Raw genomic sequence first — 12,978 nt, forward strand, 5'->3', positions numbered from 1 at the left:
CGCCCGGGGTACGACGGATCGTGCGGATCAACGCGCGATGGCGACGCCCGGCACGGGAAGGATCGTTCTTTCGCTCGTTGGAGGGATGCGTCTTAACCGGATGTTTGGGGAAGAATCGGGTGAAAGGCAATAAAAGGTATTAACGGCAATTAATCGAGGGGGAATGGGGCATGCTTATCGCGCTGGCGCAGACGGACTGCGTGCTGGGGGACGTGCCGGAGAACCTGCGGGTCGCACGGGAGCAGATCGAGCAGGCGGCGGCACAGGGGGCGGATCTCGTCGTCTTTCCCGAACTCAGCCTGCACGGCTACCACTTGGGGGCGCTCAAGCGGGACGAGTCCGTCGCGGCGGCCGATCCGCGGCTGCGGGAGCTGAGCACCCTGGGGCCGGCCGTGCTGGTCGGGTTCCACGAGCACACCAGTCTGCGGGCGTACAACACGTCCGCGTATTACGTGGACGGTGCGCTGGCGCATGCGCACCGCAAGCTCTACCTGCCGAACTATCTGGCCTGGGAGGAGCGCAAGCACGTCAGTCCGGGGCAGTCGCTGCGCGCCTACGAGCTGGCGAAGTCCGAGAACGGGGGGCGGGCGGCGACGTTGGTGTGCAACGACGCCTGGCAGCCCGTGCTGCCGTGGCTGGCGGTGCAGGACGGGGCCGAGGTGCTGTTCGTGCCGACCAACAGCGCGGCGAGCCTGGACCCGGAGGCGATGGACACCGGGCTGTACTGGGACACGCTGCTGTCCTACACGGCGCGGATGCTCCAGTGCTGGGTGGTCTTCGTCAACCGGGTCGGCAACGAGCACGGGGCGTCGTTCTGGGGCGGCTCGCGGGTGGTGGACCCGCGGGGGGCGGTGGTGGCCCAGGCGCCCAAGTGGGAGCCCTCGCTGGTCACGGTGGAGATCGATCCGTCCGAGGCGCGGCGGCAGCGGCGGGCGGTGCCGCTGGTCGCGGAGGCCCGGCTGGGGCTGATCGACCGCGAGGTGCGGCGGTTGATCGACGAGGGCGGCGACCACTGACCGCACCGGGCCGGGTCAGCGGCCGGCGGGCTGCTCCGCGCCGGTGGACTCGGTGGCGCGCTCGTCCTTGAGGGCCTTGGCCTCCGACTTCAGGATCCGCATGGAGCGGCCCAGGCCGCGCGCCATGTCGGGGAGCTTCTTGGATCCGAAGACCAGCACGAGGACGGCCACGATCAGGATCAGGTGCCAGGGCTCCAGGGCGTTGCGCAGCATGGGGTCTCGATTTCGTCGGGGTGCCTGCGGAGGTCCGTCCAGTATGACCCGAACGGCCCGGCCGCCCGGTCCAGGGGACGTACCCGGGACGGGCGGCCGGGTCGGGGGTCACCAGCTGGACTTGGTGACCCCCGGCAGGTGGCCCTTGTGCGCCTGCTCGCGGAGGTTGATCCGGGAGAGGCCGAAGGCGCCGAGGTAGCCGCGCGGGCGGCCGTCGATGCTGTCGCGGTTGCGGACGCGGGTGGCGCTGGCGTCCCGTGGCTGGCGGGAGAGCTCCCGGCGGGCCGCGCCGCGCTCCTCGTCGGAGGTGCGCGGGTTGCGGATCACGGCCTTCAGGAGGGCTCGGCGGGCGGCGTAGCGGGCCACCGTGGCGCGCCGCCGCTCGTTCTTGGCGATCTTGCTCTTCTTGGCCATCAGACCTTTCCTCCTCGGGCGCGGATGCGGGCGACGGCGGCTTCGATGCCGATCGTGTCGACGGTCTTGATCCCCTTGGCGCTCAGGGTCAGCCGGACGTGCCTCCCCTCGCTCTCCAGCCAGTAGCGCTTGCGCTGGATGTTCGGGTCGAAGCGTCGGGAGGTGCGGCGGTGCGAGTGGGAGACGGTCTTGCCGAAGCCCGGCGTGCGGCCGGTCAGCTGGCAGTGGGCGGACATGGTGCGGTCCCTCCGGCGGTGGTCGAGCCCTCCAAGGGCTTATTGAAAATGGAAACCATTTGCGTATACTACCGGTATGGCTCGCAACGAACTCCGCCCGGTCATCAAGCTCCGGTCCACCGCCGGCACCGGGTTCACCTACGTCACCCGCAAGAACCGCCGTAACGACCCCGACCGCCTGGAACTGCGCAAGTACGACCCGGTCGCCAGTCGGCACGTCACCTTCCGAGAGGAGCGCTGAGCCCGATGAAGCCCGGAATCCACCCCGCCTACGGGCCGGTCGTCTTCCGCGACCGGGCCGGCGACTTCGCCTTCCTGACCCGCTCGACCATGACCAGCGACAAGACGGTGGAATGGGAGGACGGGAACACCTATCCCGTCGTCGACGTCGAGATCTCCTCGGCGAGCCACCCCTTCTACACGGGCACCGCCCGGGTGCTGGACACCGCCGGCCGGGTCGAGCGGTTCGAGCGCCGCTACGGCAGGCGCGGGGCCCGCTGATGCAGCGGCTGAGCGTCGTGCTGGTGGGCGGGCTGCACGCGGACGCCCGGCGGACCACCGTCGAGCGGCTGCTGGAGACCGTCCCCGGCAGCGTCGCCCTCCACCACGACCTGGCCTCCGCGGCCGACGGCACGGTGCGGCGCACCGTCCGCGACGCCGGTGGCACGCTGGACACCGGCGAGGCGCCGCTGGTCAACGACTGCGCCTGTTGCGCACTGCGCGAGGACCTGGTGCCCGAGCTGGCGCGGCTGGCCGCGGGACGGACCTGCCGGCTGGCGATCGTCGAGCTGTGGGACTCGGTCGAGCCGAAGGCGATGGCCGAGGTGGTCGCCTCGCACGGGGGTGACCACCTGGAGCTGACCGGTGTGATCACCGCGGTCGACCCGGCGCTCCTGCTGCCCTACCTCGGCTGCGGCGACGACCTGGCCGAGGCGGGGCTGGCGGCCGCCGCCTCCGACCAGCGGACGGTCGCCGACACCTGGGCACGGCAGCTGGAGTACGCGCCGGTGCTGGCGCTGGCCACGGGGGAGGAGCCCGCCGACGACGCCGACCACGCGCTGCTGGCGCAGCTGCACCCGATGGCCCGTCAGGTGGCCGTGGAATCGGACGAGTTGGCCGCCGCCGCGCTGGCCGGCTTCGACGTGGCGGCCGCCGCGGGCCGGCAGCACCCGGCGTGCGCGCTGCTGCCGCAGGAGGCCGAGGCGGCCGGCGTGGCCACGCTCGTCTGGCGCGGCGCCCGGCCCTTCCACCCCGAGCGGCTGTACGCGGCGCTGGAGGACCTCTCGTGCGCGGCGGCGCGCAGCCGGGGCCGGTTCTGGCTGGCCGACCGGCCGGACACGCTGCTGTCCTGGGACGCCGCGGGCGGCGCACTGTGCGTGGAGAACGCCGGGCCGTGGCTGGCCGCGCTGCCGGACGCCGCCTGGGAGATGGTGCCGCCCCTGCGCCGGGCCGCCGCCGCGCTGGACTGGCACCCCGAACACGGCGACCGGGGCCAGCACCTGGTCTTCACCTCGCCGGGCCTGGACCGCGACGGGCTGCGCGCCCTGTTGGAGTCCTGCCTGCTCACCGACGCCGAGTACGCGGGCGGTCCGACGGCCTGGAAGGGCCTGCTGCCGGCCTTCGACGAACTGCTCGACCCGGTGTCGTGACGCCGCGCCGCACGCCGGTGCCGTGATCCGCGGTCCGTACCGCTCACCGCCGCGAACCGGCCGTTTCTCCGCCCGGAACCGGACCCTCCGCCCCCAGTAAGGAACCTCTGTCATGCCCCGACGGAACGACGCGCGGCGTAAGGCCGCCCCCCGCCCCAACCCGCTGGACGCGGCGGGCATCACATACATCGACTACAAGGACACCGATCTGCTGCGGAAGTTCCTCTCGGACCGCGGCAAGATCCGCAGCCGCCGGGTCACCCGGGTCACCGCCCAGCAGCAGCGGCAGCTGGCCCGTGCGATCAAGAACGCCCGGGAGATGGCGCTGCTGCCGTACGCCGCGCGGTGACGACGCCGCGCGAGCGGGCCCCGGTCGCGACCGCATCCGCGACCAGTAGGAGATTCCCTACGTTTGACGAGTAGGGAATCTCCTACGTATTTTGGGGGTGTGAACGCCACTCCTGTACCGCCGCGCACCGCCCTGTCCGCACCGGACCAGGACCGGGTCTTCGCGGCGCTCGCCAACGCCACCCGGCGCGAGGTGCTCCGCCTGCTGCGGGACGACGGGCCGCAGCCCGTGCAGCGGCTGGCCGACCACTTCGCGATGAGCCGGCCGAGCCTGTCCGAGCATCTGAAGGTGCTGCGCCAGGCCGGTCTGGTGAGCGAGCAGCGGGCCGGTCGGCAGCGGATCTACCGCCTGGAGGCGGCCCCGCTCAGCGAGGTGCAGGACTGGCTCGGACCCTACGAGCGGTTCTGGCGCGCGAAGCTCGCGAGCCTGGGCGCACTGCTCGACCGCATCCCCCACGAAGAGGCGCAATGAACACCGACGACTTCCCGGCGCTCGACGACGACCCGGCGGACGCGACGACGATCCGCCTCGACCACTTCCTGCCGCATCCCCCGGCCAGGGTCTGGCGGGCGCTGACCGAGCCGGAACTGATCGCCCAGTGGATGATGCCCGGCGACTTCCGGCTGGAGGTCGGCCACCGCTACGAGATGCGGACGCTGCCCCGGCCGAACAGCAACTTCTCCGGCACGGTCGTCGCCGAGGTCGTCGACTTCGAGGCGGAGCGGAGGCTGCGGCTGCGCTGGCAGGATGCCGACGAGGGCCAGGGCAACCGCGCCGACTGGACCATCACCTGGATCCTGGAACCCGAAGGGCGCGGCACGCGTCTCTTCCTCGTCCACGAGGGCTTCGACCCGGACGACCCGTACCAGGTGCAGGCGCACCGCATCATGGGCGGCGGCTGGCGGTCGATTGTGACGGAACGTTTGGGGAAGGTGCTCAACAAAATGTGACCGGCCCGGCACCCCCTGTCGTGCACGTGCATCTGCGCATGCACCCGCATGTGAACGCAGCTATGATCCCGGGCAGTTGACACCGTTTATCACCGCGTTCACCACCGGGAGAGCCCTGTGCCCCACGCATACAACGGCATGGCCGCAACGGATCTCCGTGATGTGACATGGCAGAAGAGCCGGCACAGCAATTCCCAGGGGTCCTGCGTGGAGTTCGCGAAGCTGCCCGGCGGTGACATCGCGGTCCGCAACTCCCGTTTCCCGGACGGCCCGGCGCTGGTCTACACGCCGGCCGAGGTCGAGGCGATGCTGCTGGGCGTCAAGGACGGGGAGTTCGACCACCTGGTGCGCGACTGAGCGCACCGCGGCCCCGGGCTCCGGCCCGGCGGGCCCGCAGACGAAAGAACGGGCGCCCGCGAAGAGCGGGCGCCCGGCGCAGGGGGCGGGTGGCCACGACGGGCGGGCCGTCACGGCAGCCGGAAGAGGGCCCACACGATCTTGCCGTGCCGGCCACCGGGCAGCCGGTGCCAGCCCCAGCTGTCGCTGAAGGACTCCACCAGATAGAGCCCGCGGCCCGATTCGGCGACGGAGTCCGCCTCGCCGGCCTCCGGTGAGGCGTCGCTGGGGTCCCGAACCGCGCAGACCAGGCGGGAGGACCAGCGCATCAGATGGAGTCGGGCGGGCAGGCAGCCGTCGATGAAGTCCGCGCCGAATTCCGGGTGTTCCGGGGCGGCCAGGACCGCGTGCCGCAGGGCGTTGGTGACGAGTTCGGAGACCACCAGGCCGACGCCGTCGAAGAGTTCCTCCAGGCCCCAACCGGTGAGCGTCTCGCGGGTGAACTTCCGGGCGCCGCCGACCGATTCGTAGCGCGGCGGGAGCGGGCAGGAAACGGATCCGGAGACGGCCAAGGGGTCGACGGGAGGAAAGCCCTGCCATAACGGCTCGAAGTCGAGCATGGTCGAAACCTTGGTCCCCATGCGAGGCACTCCTGGCGTTCGCGGACGTCATGACCCAGGCCGGTCAGCCGGATCTGGCGGATCTTTCACGAGCGTGCATGCGTGCGATGCCTATGGTTCCCAATGCGTAGGGCAGATGCAAGGGCAGATGCACGTGCAGCTGACGTGATTGCGTAGGGGTGGACGCAAAAGCGCCGTATTCTTCCTGTGATTTCTTGTGGAGGGCTTGCGGGGGCCGCACATATCAGTAACCAGATGAGCACTCAACGAAGCCTGAACATGGCAGACTGCGCTTCCACTGTTGGACGGGGTGGGGTCACAGGAGGGTCAGAGAGGTGTCCGCAAGTGAGTCGGGCGGGTCGGTGGTGCGGCGGATCCTGCTCGGATCCCAGCTCCGTCGGCTGCGTGAGTCGCGCGGGATAACCCGTGAAGCGGCCGGCTACTCGATCCGTGCGTCCGAATCGAAGATCAGCCGCATGGAGTTGGGCAGGGTGAGCTTCAAGGCACGCGATGTCGCAGATCTGCTCACGCTCTACGGCGTGAGCGACGAGCAGGAGCGCGAGGCGTTGCTCGGGCTGGCCAAGGAGGCGAACGTCGCGGGCTGGTGGCACAGTTACAGCGATGTGCTCCCCGGTTGGTTCCAGACGTATGTGGGTCTGGAGGGGGCCGCCTCTCTCCTGAGGGTCTACGAAGTCCAGTTCGTCCACGGTCTGTTGCAGACGGAGGAGTACGCGCACGCCGTCGTCTCCCGCGGCATGCCGGGTGCGCCGGCCGCCGAGATCCAGCGACGGGTCGCGCTGCGCCAGGAGCGGCAGAAGCTGCTGATATCGGAACGGGCACCGCAGCTGCACTGCGTCCTGGACGAGGCCGCGCTGCGCCGCCCCTATGGCGGACGGTCCGTGATGCGCGGGCAGTTGAAGCATCTGATCGACATCTCGGAGCGGCCCCATGTGCGGCTCCAGGTGATGCCGTTCAACTTCGGCGGGCACGCGGGGGAGAGCGGTGCGTTCACCATGCTGCGCTTCCCGGAGTCGGACCTCTCCGACGTCGTCTATCTGGAGCAGCTCACCAGCGCCCTCTACGTGGACAAGCCGGAGGAGGTCGCGCAGTACGAGCGGGCGATGGAGCGGTTGCAGGAGGACAGTCCGGACCCTGCGGAAACCCGGGATCTCTTGCGTGGTCTGCTCCAACTCACATGACCCAGCAGTAGGATGACGCTGGATCAGCCCCCCGCAGAGCAGTGCCGCACAGAGTAGGGATGCCATGTCCATCTTCGCAGACCTGGCCTGCCAGTTCATCGACGGTGAGTGGCGGGCCGGCAGCGGCTCGTGGGACATCATCGATTTCAACCCCTACGACCAGGAGAAGCTGGCGTCGATCACGGTCGCCGGCGTGGACCAGGTCGATGCGGCCTACCGCGCCGCCGAGCGGGCACAGCGGGACTGGGCGCTGCGGAACCCCTACGACCGGCGGCAGGTCACCGAGCGCCTGCTGCGGCTGATCGAGGAGCGCGAGGAGGAGATCGTCGAGGCGCTCGTCCTCGAATTGGGCGGCACCCGGATCAAGGCCGCGTACGAGGTCCGGCTCGCCAAGGAGTTCGTCCGCGAGGCGATCCAGCTGGCGCTGCGTCCGCAGGGGCGGATACTGCCGTCGCCGGTGGACGGCAAGGAGAACCGCGTCTACACCCAGCCGGCCGGGGTCATCGGGGTGATCAGCCCGTTCAACTTCCCGTTCCTGATCTCGATGAAGTCCGTGGCGCCGGCGCTGGCGCTGGGCAACGCGGTGGTCATCAAGCCCAACCAGAACGCCCCCATCACCGGCGGCGGGCTGATCGCCAAGCTGTTCCAGGACGCGGGGCTGCCGGCCGGGCTGCTCAACGTGCTGATCACCGACATCGCGGAGATCGGGGACGCGCTGATCGAGCACCCGGTGCCGCGGGTGATCTCGTTCGCCGGTTCTGACAAGGTCGGCCGGCACGTCGCGGCGGTCAGCGCCGGGCACTTCAAGCGGGTGATCCTCGAACTCAGCGGCAACAGCGCGCTGATCGTGATGGACGACGCGGACGTGGACTACGCGGTGGAGGCCGCGGTCTTCAGCCGGTTCGTCTATCAGGGGCAGGTCTGCATGGCGGCCAACAGGGTGCTGCTGGACCGCGCGGTGGAGGCCGAGTTCACCGAGAAGTTCGTGGCCAAGGTGGCGGCGCTGCGGACCGGTGACCCGCGCGATCCGCGTACCCAGATCGGGCCGCTGATCAACACCTTCCAGGCGGAGGCGCTGACCTCGGTGGTCGACCGGGCGATAGCCGAGGGGGCCACGCCGCTGCTCCGCGGCCGTACGGAGGGCAACCTCGTCGAGCCCAGCGTGCTGGCCGGGCTGCCGGCGGACTCCGCGCTGCACGGCCAGGAACTGTTCGGGCCGGTGGCCCTGTTGGTGCCGTTCGACGGCGAGGAAGAGGCGGTGCGGATCGCCAATGACACCCCGTACGGACTCAGCGGGGCGGTGCACACCGCCAATGTGGAGCGCGGGGTGCGGATCGCCCAACGGATCGTGACCGGCATGATCCACGTCAACGACGGAACGGTCCACGACGAGCCGCAGGTGGCGTTCGGCGGGGAGAAGTTCTCCGGGACCGGGCGGCTGAACGGCGAGTCCACGGTCGAGGCGTTCACGACCCAGAAGTGGGTGTCCATCCAGCACGAGCGGTCGCCGTTCGCGCTGTGAGGCTTCCCGTCATCCGGTGCGGCGGACGGGAAGCCCGTCCCGATCTAGGACACCTGTCGTCCTAGGTGATCCGTAGCGTGGGTGGAGCCGAAGGGGCCGGACGGCTCGGTACCGGCCGGCCCGCGGTGTCCTGCCGCCGGCGTGAAGAAAGGTGGAACCCATGCCCGCTCATGTTCTGGCCGAGGCCCACGGCGACGAGCGCGGTGCGCTGCTGGCCTTCCTGGAGGCGCAGCGCGGCGGGCTGCGCCGGGCCGTCCTGGGGCTGACCGACGAGCAGACCAAGCAGCGGCCCAGCGCCAGCGAGCTGTCGCTGGGCGGGCTGCTCAAGCACGCCGCGCAGGTCGAACGGAACTGGCTGGCCATCGCGCAGCAGCGGGATCTCGGCGAGCGGCCCAGCGAGAGCGAGTGGCTCCTGGGCTTCCAGCTACAGGACGGCGAGACCGCCGCGGGGATGCTGGAGCTCTGGGAGGAGGCCGCGGCCGAGACGGAGAAGTTCATCCGCTCGGTGCCGAGCCTGGACGACACCTTCCCGCTGCCGCCGGCCCCGTGGTTCCCGAAGGACGCCCGGCAGTCGATGCGGTGGCTGGTGCTGCACCTGATCGAGGAGTTCGCCCGGCACGCCGGCCATGCCGACATCGTCCGGGAGTCCCTCGACGGCAAGACGGCCTTCGCCCTGGCGGACGAGGAGCGCAAGGGGTCGCAGGGGTAGCCGGCGGCGGGCCTGGCCGTGGCCCGTCGGACAACCCTTAGTCTGGCGGCAGGCCGCGTGCGGGATGCGTGCCGGGATTGGGGTGGCGATGTCGGCGATCCGGCTGCTGGTGCTGGGGGCCGTGCGGCAGCACGGTCGGGCACACGGCTATCAGGTCCGCAACGACCTGGAGTTCTGGGGCGCGCACGAGTGGTCCAACGCCAAGCCGGGGTCGATCTACCACGCGCTCAAGCAGATGGACAAGCAAGGGCTGCTGCGCGCCCACGACATCGCGCCGAGCACCGCCGGCGGTCCGCCGCGCACCGAGTACGAGCTGACGCCGGCGGGCGAGGAGGAGTACTTCCGGCTGCTGCGGGCGGCGCTGGCGCAGCGCGACCCGAAGACGGACCTGCTCAGCGCCGGGATCGGCTTCATCGTCGATCTGCCGCGGGACGAGGCGGTGGCACTGCTCAAGGAGCGGGTGCGGGCGCTCGCGGAGTGGCGGACCACGGTCACCTCGTACTACACGCCCGAGGGCGGGCCCGGGCAGCTCGGCCACATCGGGGAGATCATGCACATGTGGGTGCACGCGGCGGACAGCGGCGCGGAGTGGACCCGCGGGCTGATCGAGCGGATCGAGGGCGGGGCGTATGTCTTCGCCGGCGAGGGGGAGCCGTTCGTGGGGGTGCTCGCGGACGGCCAGGAGAACCCCTACGCGCCGCGGGACGCCGCCCGGGCGCCGGAGGCCGCCGACGGCGAGGACGGGCCCGACGACGCCGACTGAGGGCCGCGGGCGGCGGTGCGGCGGGCCGCGGCCGGTCAGTGGTGGAAGGCGGTGGCGATGTTCTCCGGGCGGTCCAACGGGGCGGGCTGCCGGCGGAGTTCGGGGAGCAGCTGCTCCAGGTCGGCCAGGAAGCTGTCGGCCAGGTCCAGCGAGAAGCCGTTGCGGCAGACCACCCGCAGGACGGAGAGGTCCTGGCGGTTGGGCGGGAAGGTGTAGGCGGGGACCAGCCAGCCGCGCTCCCGCAGCCGCCGGGACACGTCGAAGACGTCGAAGGACGTGACGTCGTCAGTGGTGGTGAAGGCGAAGACCGGCAGCTGGTCGCCCTGGGTGAGCAGACGGAAGTCGTCCAGCGCGCCGATCCGTTCGGCCATCGAGCCGGCCACGTCGCGGGTGGCCTGCTGGACGGCGCGGAAGCCCTCCCGGCCCAGCCGCAGGAAGGTGTAGTACTGGGCGGCGACCTGGGCGCCGGGGCGGGAGAAGTTGAGGGCGAAGGTCGGCATGTCGCCGCCCAGGTAGTTGACGCGGAAGACCAGCTCCTCGGGGAGTGCGTCCTGGTCGCGCCAGATCGCCCAGCCGACGCCGGGGTAGACCAGGCCGTACTTGTGGCCGGAGGTGTTGATGGAGGCGACCCGGGGGAGGCGGAAGTCCCACAGCAGGTCGGGGTCGAGGAACGGTGCGATCATGCCGCCGGACGCGCCGTCCACGTGGACGGGGACGTCCAGGCCGGTGCGCTCCTGGAGCGCGTCGAGGGCGGTGCAGATCTCCGCCACCGGCTCGTAGGAGCCGTCGAAGGTCGAGCCCAGGACGGCGACGACGCCGATGGTGTTCTCGTCGCAGAGCGCGGTGGCGGAGTCCGCGTCCAGGTGGAAGCGGTCGCCCTCCATGGGGACCTGGCGGGCCTGGACCTCCCAGAAGTTGCAGAACTTCTCCCAGCAGACCTGGACGTTGGCGCCCATGACGAGGTTGGGGCGGGCGGTGCCGGGATAGCGGTCGGGGTTGCGCCGGGCCCAGCGGCGCTTGAGGGCCATGCCGGCGAGCATGCAGGCTTCGCTGGAGCCGGTGGTGGAGCAGCCCATGGCGGCGGACGGGTCGGGTGCGTGCCAGAGGTGGGCGAGCATCGCCACGCAGCGCCGTTCCAGTTCGGCGGTGCGCGGGTACTCGTCCTTGTCGATCATGTTCTTGGCCTGGCACTCCGACATCAGGACGTCGGCCTGCGGTTCCATCCAGGTGGTGACGAAGGTGGCGAGGTTGAGCCGGGCGTTGCCGTCCAGCATCAGTTCGTCGTGGACGAACTGATAGGCGGTGTGCGGGGAGATGGGGCCGGCGGGGAGGGTGTGCCGCGGGGGAGAGGTCTCCATCCCGGCGACCGGGTCGGCCTCGCCGTAGAAGGGGTTGACCGGGTGGGTGCGGCGCCGTCGGTCCCGTTCGGAGCCGCCTTTGTGCAGGGTCATCGGCTGCGGCCTTCTCTCAACTCGTCGCGGCCAGGCCGGCCTTGATGGCCTTGGTGAACTTCACCACCCGTTCCGCCTGAATGCGGGTGGCGGTGCGGGCGTCGGCGTCGACCGGAGTTTCCGGGCCGCCGACGTGCGAGGTCCCGTAGGGGTTGCCGTCGGCGAACTTCGCCGGGTCCGTGTAACCGGGGGCGATGAGGATGCCGCCGAAGTGGTGGACGGTGTGGTAGAGCGCGAGGAGGGTGGACTCCTGGCCGCCGTGCTTGGACTGGGTGGCGGTGAAGCCGCTGTAGACCTTGTCGGCCAGCCGGCCCTGCTGCCAGAGACCGCCCAGGGTGTCGATGAACTGCTTGAGCTGGGACGTCACATTGCCGAAGCGGGTGGGGGTGCCGAAGAGCACCGCGTCCGCCCAGAGGATGTCGTCGTGGGTCGCCTCCAGGATGTCGGCGGTGGCGGCGAGGTTGGCGGCCCAGGCGGGGTTGGAGTCGATGGCGGGCTGCGGGGCGAGCTCGGCGACCCGGCGCAGCCGTACGTCGGCGCCCGCGTGCTCGGCGGCGTCGGCGATCAGCCGGGCCATCTCGGCGACGGTGCCGGTCGACGAGTAGTAGATGACGGCGACGTTGACGTCGTGCAGCGGCATGGACGCACCTCCTGGAACCCGACGATAAGGGCATAAGGTGCGAACGGCCTCCAGGGTTCCCCCAGCGGAAGCGCGGCCGGGCCGGGCCCGGTGGACCCGGCCCGTACCGGTCAGCTCGCGCTGGCCAGCGACAGCTTGGCGGCGAAGCCGAGGAAGGCGGCGCCGGCGCCGGCGGACAGGCCGGCGGTCAGGCGCTTGCGGCGGCGGAAGGTCGCCGCCAGGAACGTCCCGCTGAAGATCAGCAGCGAGAGGTAGCTGAAGCTGAAGAGTTGCGCCCAGGCGCCGAGCGCCACGAACGACAGCACCGGGTGGGCGTAGGAGGGGTCCACGAACTGCACGAAGAAGGAGATGAAGAACAAGATCGCCTTCGGGTTGAGCAGGCTGACCACGAACGCGCGGCGGAACGGCCGCTCGGCCTTCGGGGCGGCCCCGTTCTCCGCCGGAGTCGCTGCAGCCGCCGGAGCCGCCCCGGCCGCCTGCTCCGGCGTCGCGCTCCGCAGGGCCTTGCCGGATGCCCGGCCGCCGCGCCACAGGGACCAGGCGCCGCGCAGCATCCCGACGGCCAGCCACGTCAGATAGCCCGCGCCGGCGAACTTCACGATGCCGAACAGCAGCGGGCTGGCCTTCAGCAGCGAGGCCACTCCGCCCGCGGACAGCGTCATCAGCACCGTGTCGCCGCACAGCACGCCCGCCGCCGCCCGGTACGCGACCCGACGGCCCCGCCGGGCGGCGACCGAGACGACATACAGCGAATTCGGCCCCGGCAGCAGGATGATCAGAGCGAGGCCCGCCAGGTACGTGGACAGATCCGTTATTCCGAGCATGCGCGGAGGATCTCACCCGCGGACCCACCGCCTCACCGCTTTTCAGAATCCGGACGTGCACCTCACGCGGCGTGAGGAGTCGCCGTG

At 70.8% G+C, this 12,978-nt stretch carries 19 protein-coding genes; 12 read left to right on the forward strand and 7 right to left on the reverse strand.

Annotated elements, in window-relative coordinates; all coding sequences use genetic code 11:
- Positions 1–170: 170 nt before the first annotated feature.
- Positions 171–1,016, forward strand: a complete 846-nt coding sequence (locus JNO44_RS24270) for a nitrilase-related carbon-nitrogen hydrolase (RefSeq protein WP_205366077.1) — start codon at positions 171–173, stop codon at positions 1,014–1,016.
- 15 nt (positions 1,017–1,031) lie between these two features.
- Here JNO44_RS24270 and tatA read toward each other — a convergent pair whose 3' ends face one another.
- The 3 genes from tatA to rpmB all read right to left on the reverse strand — a co-directional run bounded on the left by tatA (position 1,032) and on the right by rpmB (position 1,879).
- Complete coding sequence (tatA, locus tag JNO44_RS24275) at positions 1,032–1,229, reverse strand: Sec-independent protein translocase subunit TatA (RefSeq protein WP_039634219.1); 198 nt, start codon at positions 1,227–1,229, stop codon at positions 1,032–1,034.
- Between the two features lie 108 nt (positions 1,230–1,337).
- Positions 1,338–1,643 carry a 30S ribosomal protein S14 gene (rpsN, locus tag JNO44_RS24280; protein WP_039634217.1) on the reverse strand — a complete coding sequence of 102 codons (306 nt, stop codon included), beginning with the start codon at positions 1,641–1,643 and terminating at the stop codon, positions 1,338–1,340.
- Positions 1,643–1,879: a 50S ribosomal protein L28 gene (gene rpmB, locus JNO44_RS24285; protein WP_205366078.1), complete on the reverse strand. Its 237-nt coding sequence runs from the start codon at positions 1,877–1,879 to the stop codon at positions 1,643–1,645. Before rpmB ends, rpsN begins: the two co-directional genes overlap by 1 nt.
- A 76-nt stretch (positions 1,880–1,955) precedes the next feature.
- On the opposite strand from rpmB, the gene rpmG reads away from it, so the two are divergent.
- From rpmG to JNO44_RS24320, 7 genes are all read left to right on the forward strand, one after another.
- Positions 1,956–2,120, forward strand: coding sequence for a 50S ribosomal protein L33 (rpmG, locus tag JNO44_RS24290; RefSeq protein WP_205366079.1), 165 nt, complete (start codon positions 1,956–1,958; stop codon positions 2,118–2,120).
- Positions 2,121–2,125: 5 nt separating this feature from the next.
- Complete coding sequence (locus tag JNO44_RS24295) at positions 2,126–2,380, forward strand: type B 50S ribosomal protein L31 (RefSeq protein WP_039634210.1); 255 nt, start codon at positions 2,126–2,128, stop codon at positions 2,378–2,380.
- Positions 2,380–3,528 (forward strand): CobW family GTP-binding protein, encoded by a 1,149-nt coding sequence (locus JNO44_RS24300; RefSeq protein WP_205366080.1) that lies wholly within the window; start codon positions 2,380–2,382, stop codon positions 3,526–3,528. The genes JNO44_RS24295 and JNO44_RS24300 overlap by 1 nt, the downstream gene beginning before the upstream one ends.
- 112 nt (positions 3,529–3,640) lie before the next feature.
- On the forward strand, positions 3,641–3,877 hold the full coding sequence (gene rpsR, locus JNO44_RS24305; RefSeq protein ID WP_039634206.1) for a 30S ribosomal protein S18: 237 nt from the start codon (positions 3,641–3,643) through the stop codon (positions 3,875–3,877).
- Between the two features lie 99 nt (positions 3,878–3,976).
- Positions 3,977–4,348, forward strand: a complete 372-nt coding sequence (locus JNO44_RS24310; RefSeq protein ID WP_235093990.1) for a metalloregulator ArsR/SmtB family transcription factor — start codon at positions 3,977–3,979, stop codon at positions 4,346–4,348.
- Positions 4,345–4,827: an SRPBCC family protein gene (locus JNO44_RS24315; protein ID WP_205366081.1), complete on the forward strand. Its 483-nt coding sequence runs from the start codon at positions 4,345–4,347 to the stop codon at positions 4,825–4,827. The genes JNO44_RS24310 and JNO44_RS24315 overlap by 4 nt, the downstream gene beginning before the upstream one ends.
- 117 nt (positions 4,828–4,944) lie before the next feature.
- On the forward strand, positions 4,945–5,184 hold the full coding sequence (locus tag JNO44_RS24320; protein ID WP_039634203.1) for a DUF397 domain-containing protein: 240 nt from the start codon (positions 4,945–4,947) through the stop codon (positions 5,182–5,184).
- A 110-nt stretch (positions 5,185–5,294) separates the two neighbouring features.
- On the opposite strand, the gene JNO44_RS24325 is transcribed toward JNO44_RS24320, so the two are convergent.
- A complete protein-coding gene (locus tag JNO44_RS24325) occupies positions 5,295–5,804 on the reverse strand; it encodes an ATP-binding protein (RefSeq protein WP_205366082.1) in 510 nt (169 codons plus the stop codon).
- A gap of 314 nt (positions 5,805–6,118) precedes the next feature.
- On the opposite strand from JNO44_RS24325, the gene JNO44_RS24330 reads away from it, so the two are divergent.
- The 4 genes from JNO44_RS24330 (at position 6,119) to JNO44_RS24345 (ending at position 9,976) form a co-directional block, all read left to right on the forward strand.
- Positions 6,119–6,982: a helix-turn-helix domain-containing protein gene (locus JNO44_RS24330; protein WP_205366083.1), complete on the forward strand. Its 864-nt coding sequence runs from the start codon at positions 6,119–6,121 to the stop codon at positions 6,980–6,982.
- Between the two features lie 64 nt (positions 6,983–7,046).
- Positions 7,047–8,504: an aldehyde dehydrogenase family protein gene (locus tag JNO44_RS24335; RefSeq protein WP_205366084.1), complete on the forward strand. Its 1,458-nt coding sequence runs from the start codon at positions 7,047–7,049 to the stop codon at positions 8,502–8,504.
- Positions 8,505–8,664: 160 nt separating this feature from the next.
- The gene (locus JNO44_RS24340) at positions 8,665–9,213 is read left to right on the forward strand and encodes a DinB family protein (RefSeq protein WP_205366085.1); all 549 of its coding nucleotides are present in this window, start codon (positions 8,665–8,667) and stop codon (positions 9,211–9,213) included.
- An 88-nt stretch (positions 9,214–9,301) separates the two neighbouring features.
- Positions 9,302–9,976, forward strand: a complete 675-nt coding sequence (locus tag JNO44_RS24345; protein ID WP_039634194.1) for a PadR family transcriptional regulator — start codon at positions 9,302–9,304, stop codon at positions 9,974–9,976.
- Positions 9,977–10,011: 35 nt separating this feature from the next.
- Here JNO44_RS24345 and gad read toward each other — a convergent pair whose 3' ends face one another.
- The 3 genes from gad to leuE all read right to left on the reverse strand — a co-directional run bounded on the left by gad (position 10,012) and on the right by leuE (position 12,891).
- Complete coding sequence (gad, locus tag JNO44_RS24350; protein ID WP_205366086.1) at positions 10,012–11,427, reverse strand: glutamate decarboxylase; 1,416 nt, start codon at positions 11,425–11,427, stop codon at positions 10,012–10,014.
- 16 nt (positions 11,428–11,443) lie between these two features.
- Complete coding sequence (gene wrbA / locus JNO44_RS24355) at positions 11,444–12,067, reverse strand: NAD(P)H:quinone oxidoreductase (protein WP_205366087.1); 624 nt, start codon at positions 12,065–12,067, stop codon at positions 11,444–11,446.
- A 110-nt stretch (positions 12,068–12,177) separates the two neighbouring features.
- Complete coding sequence (leuE, locus tag JNO44_RS24360; RefSeq protein WP_205366088.1) at positions 12,178–12,891, reverse strand: leucine efflux protein LeuE; 714 nt, start codon at positions 12,889–12,891, stop codon at positions 12,178–12,180.
- Positions 12,892–12,978 lie beyond the last annotated feature (87 nt).

The sequence above is a fragment of the Streptomyces noursei genome, from assembly GCF_016917755.1.
Taxonomy (GTDB): domain Bacteria; phylum Actinomycetota; class Actinomycetes; order Streptomycetales; family Streptomycetaceae; genus Streptomyces; species Streptomyces yunnanensis.

Coding starts and splice junctions, on each gene's coding strand:
- JNO44_RS24270 (WP_205366077.1), top strand. CDS start 171: ATGCTTATCGCGCTGGCGCAGACGGACTGCGTGCTGGGGGACGTGCCG.
- tatA (WP_039634219.1), bottom strand. CDS start 1,229: ATGCTGCGCAACGCCCTGGAGCCCTGGCACCTGATCCTGATCGTGGCC.
- rpsN (WP_039634217.1), bottom strand. CDS start 1,643: ATGGCCAAGAAGAGCAAGATCGCCAAGAACGAGCGGCGGCGCGCCACG.
- rpmB (WP_205366078.1), bottom strand. CDS start 1,879: ATGTCCGCCCACTGCCAGCTGACCGGCCGCACGCCGGGCTTCGGCAAG.
- rpmG (WP_205366079.1), top strand. CDS start 1,956: ATGGCTCGCAACGAACTCCGCCCGGTCATCAAGCTCCGGTCCACCGCC.
- JNO44_RS24295 (WP_039634210.1), top strand. CDS start 2,126: ATGAAGCCCGGAATCCACCCCGCCTACGGGCCGGTCGTCTTCCGCGAC.
- JNO44_RS24300 (WP_205366080.1), top strand. CDS start 2,380: ATGCAGCGGCTGAGCGTCGTGCTGGTGGGCGGGCTGCACGCGGACGCC.
- rpsR (WP_039634206.1), top strand. CDS start 3,641: ATGCCCCGACGGAACGACGCGCGGCGTAAGGCCGCCCCCCGCCCCAAC.
- JNO44_RS24315 (WP_205366081.1), top strand. CDS start 4,345: ATGAACACCGACGACTTCCCGGCGCTCGACGACGACCCGGCGGACGCG.
- JNO44_RS24325 (WP_205366082.1), bottom strand. CDS start 5,804: ATGGGGACCAAGGTTTCGACCATGCTCGACTTCGAGCCGTTATGGCAG.
- JNO44_RS24335 (WP_205366084.1), top strand. CDS start 7,047: ATGTCCATCTTCGCAGACCTGGCCTGCCAGTTCATCGACGGTGAGTGG.
- JNO44_RS24340 (WP_205366085.1), top strand. CDS start 8,665: ATGCCCGCTCATGTTCTGGCCGAGGCCCACGGCGACGAGCGCGGTGCG.
- JNO44_RS24345 (WP_039634194.1), top strand. CDS start 9,302: ATGTCGGCGATCCGGCTGCTGGTGCTGGGGGCCGTGCGGCAGCACGGT.
- gad (WP_205366086.1), bottom strand. CDS start 11,427: ATGACCCTGCACAAAGGCGGCTCCGAACGGGACCGACGGCGCCGCACC.
- wrbA (WP_205366087.1), bottom strand. CDS start 12,067: ATGCCGCTGCACGACGTCAACGTCGCCGTCATCTACTACTCGTCGACC.
- leuE (WP_205366088.1), bottom strand. CDS start 12,891: ATGCTCGGAATAACGGATCTGTCCACGTACCTGGCGGGCCTCGCTCTG.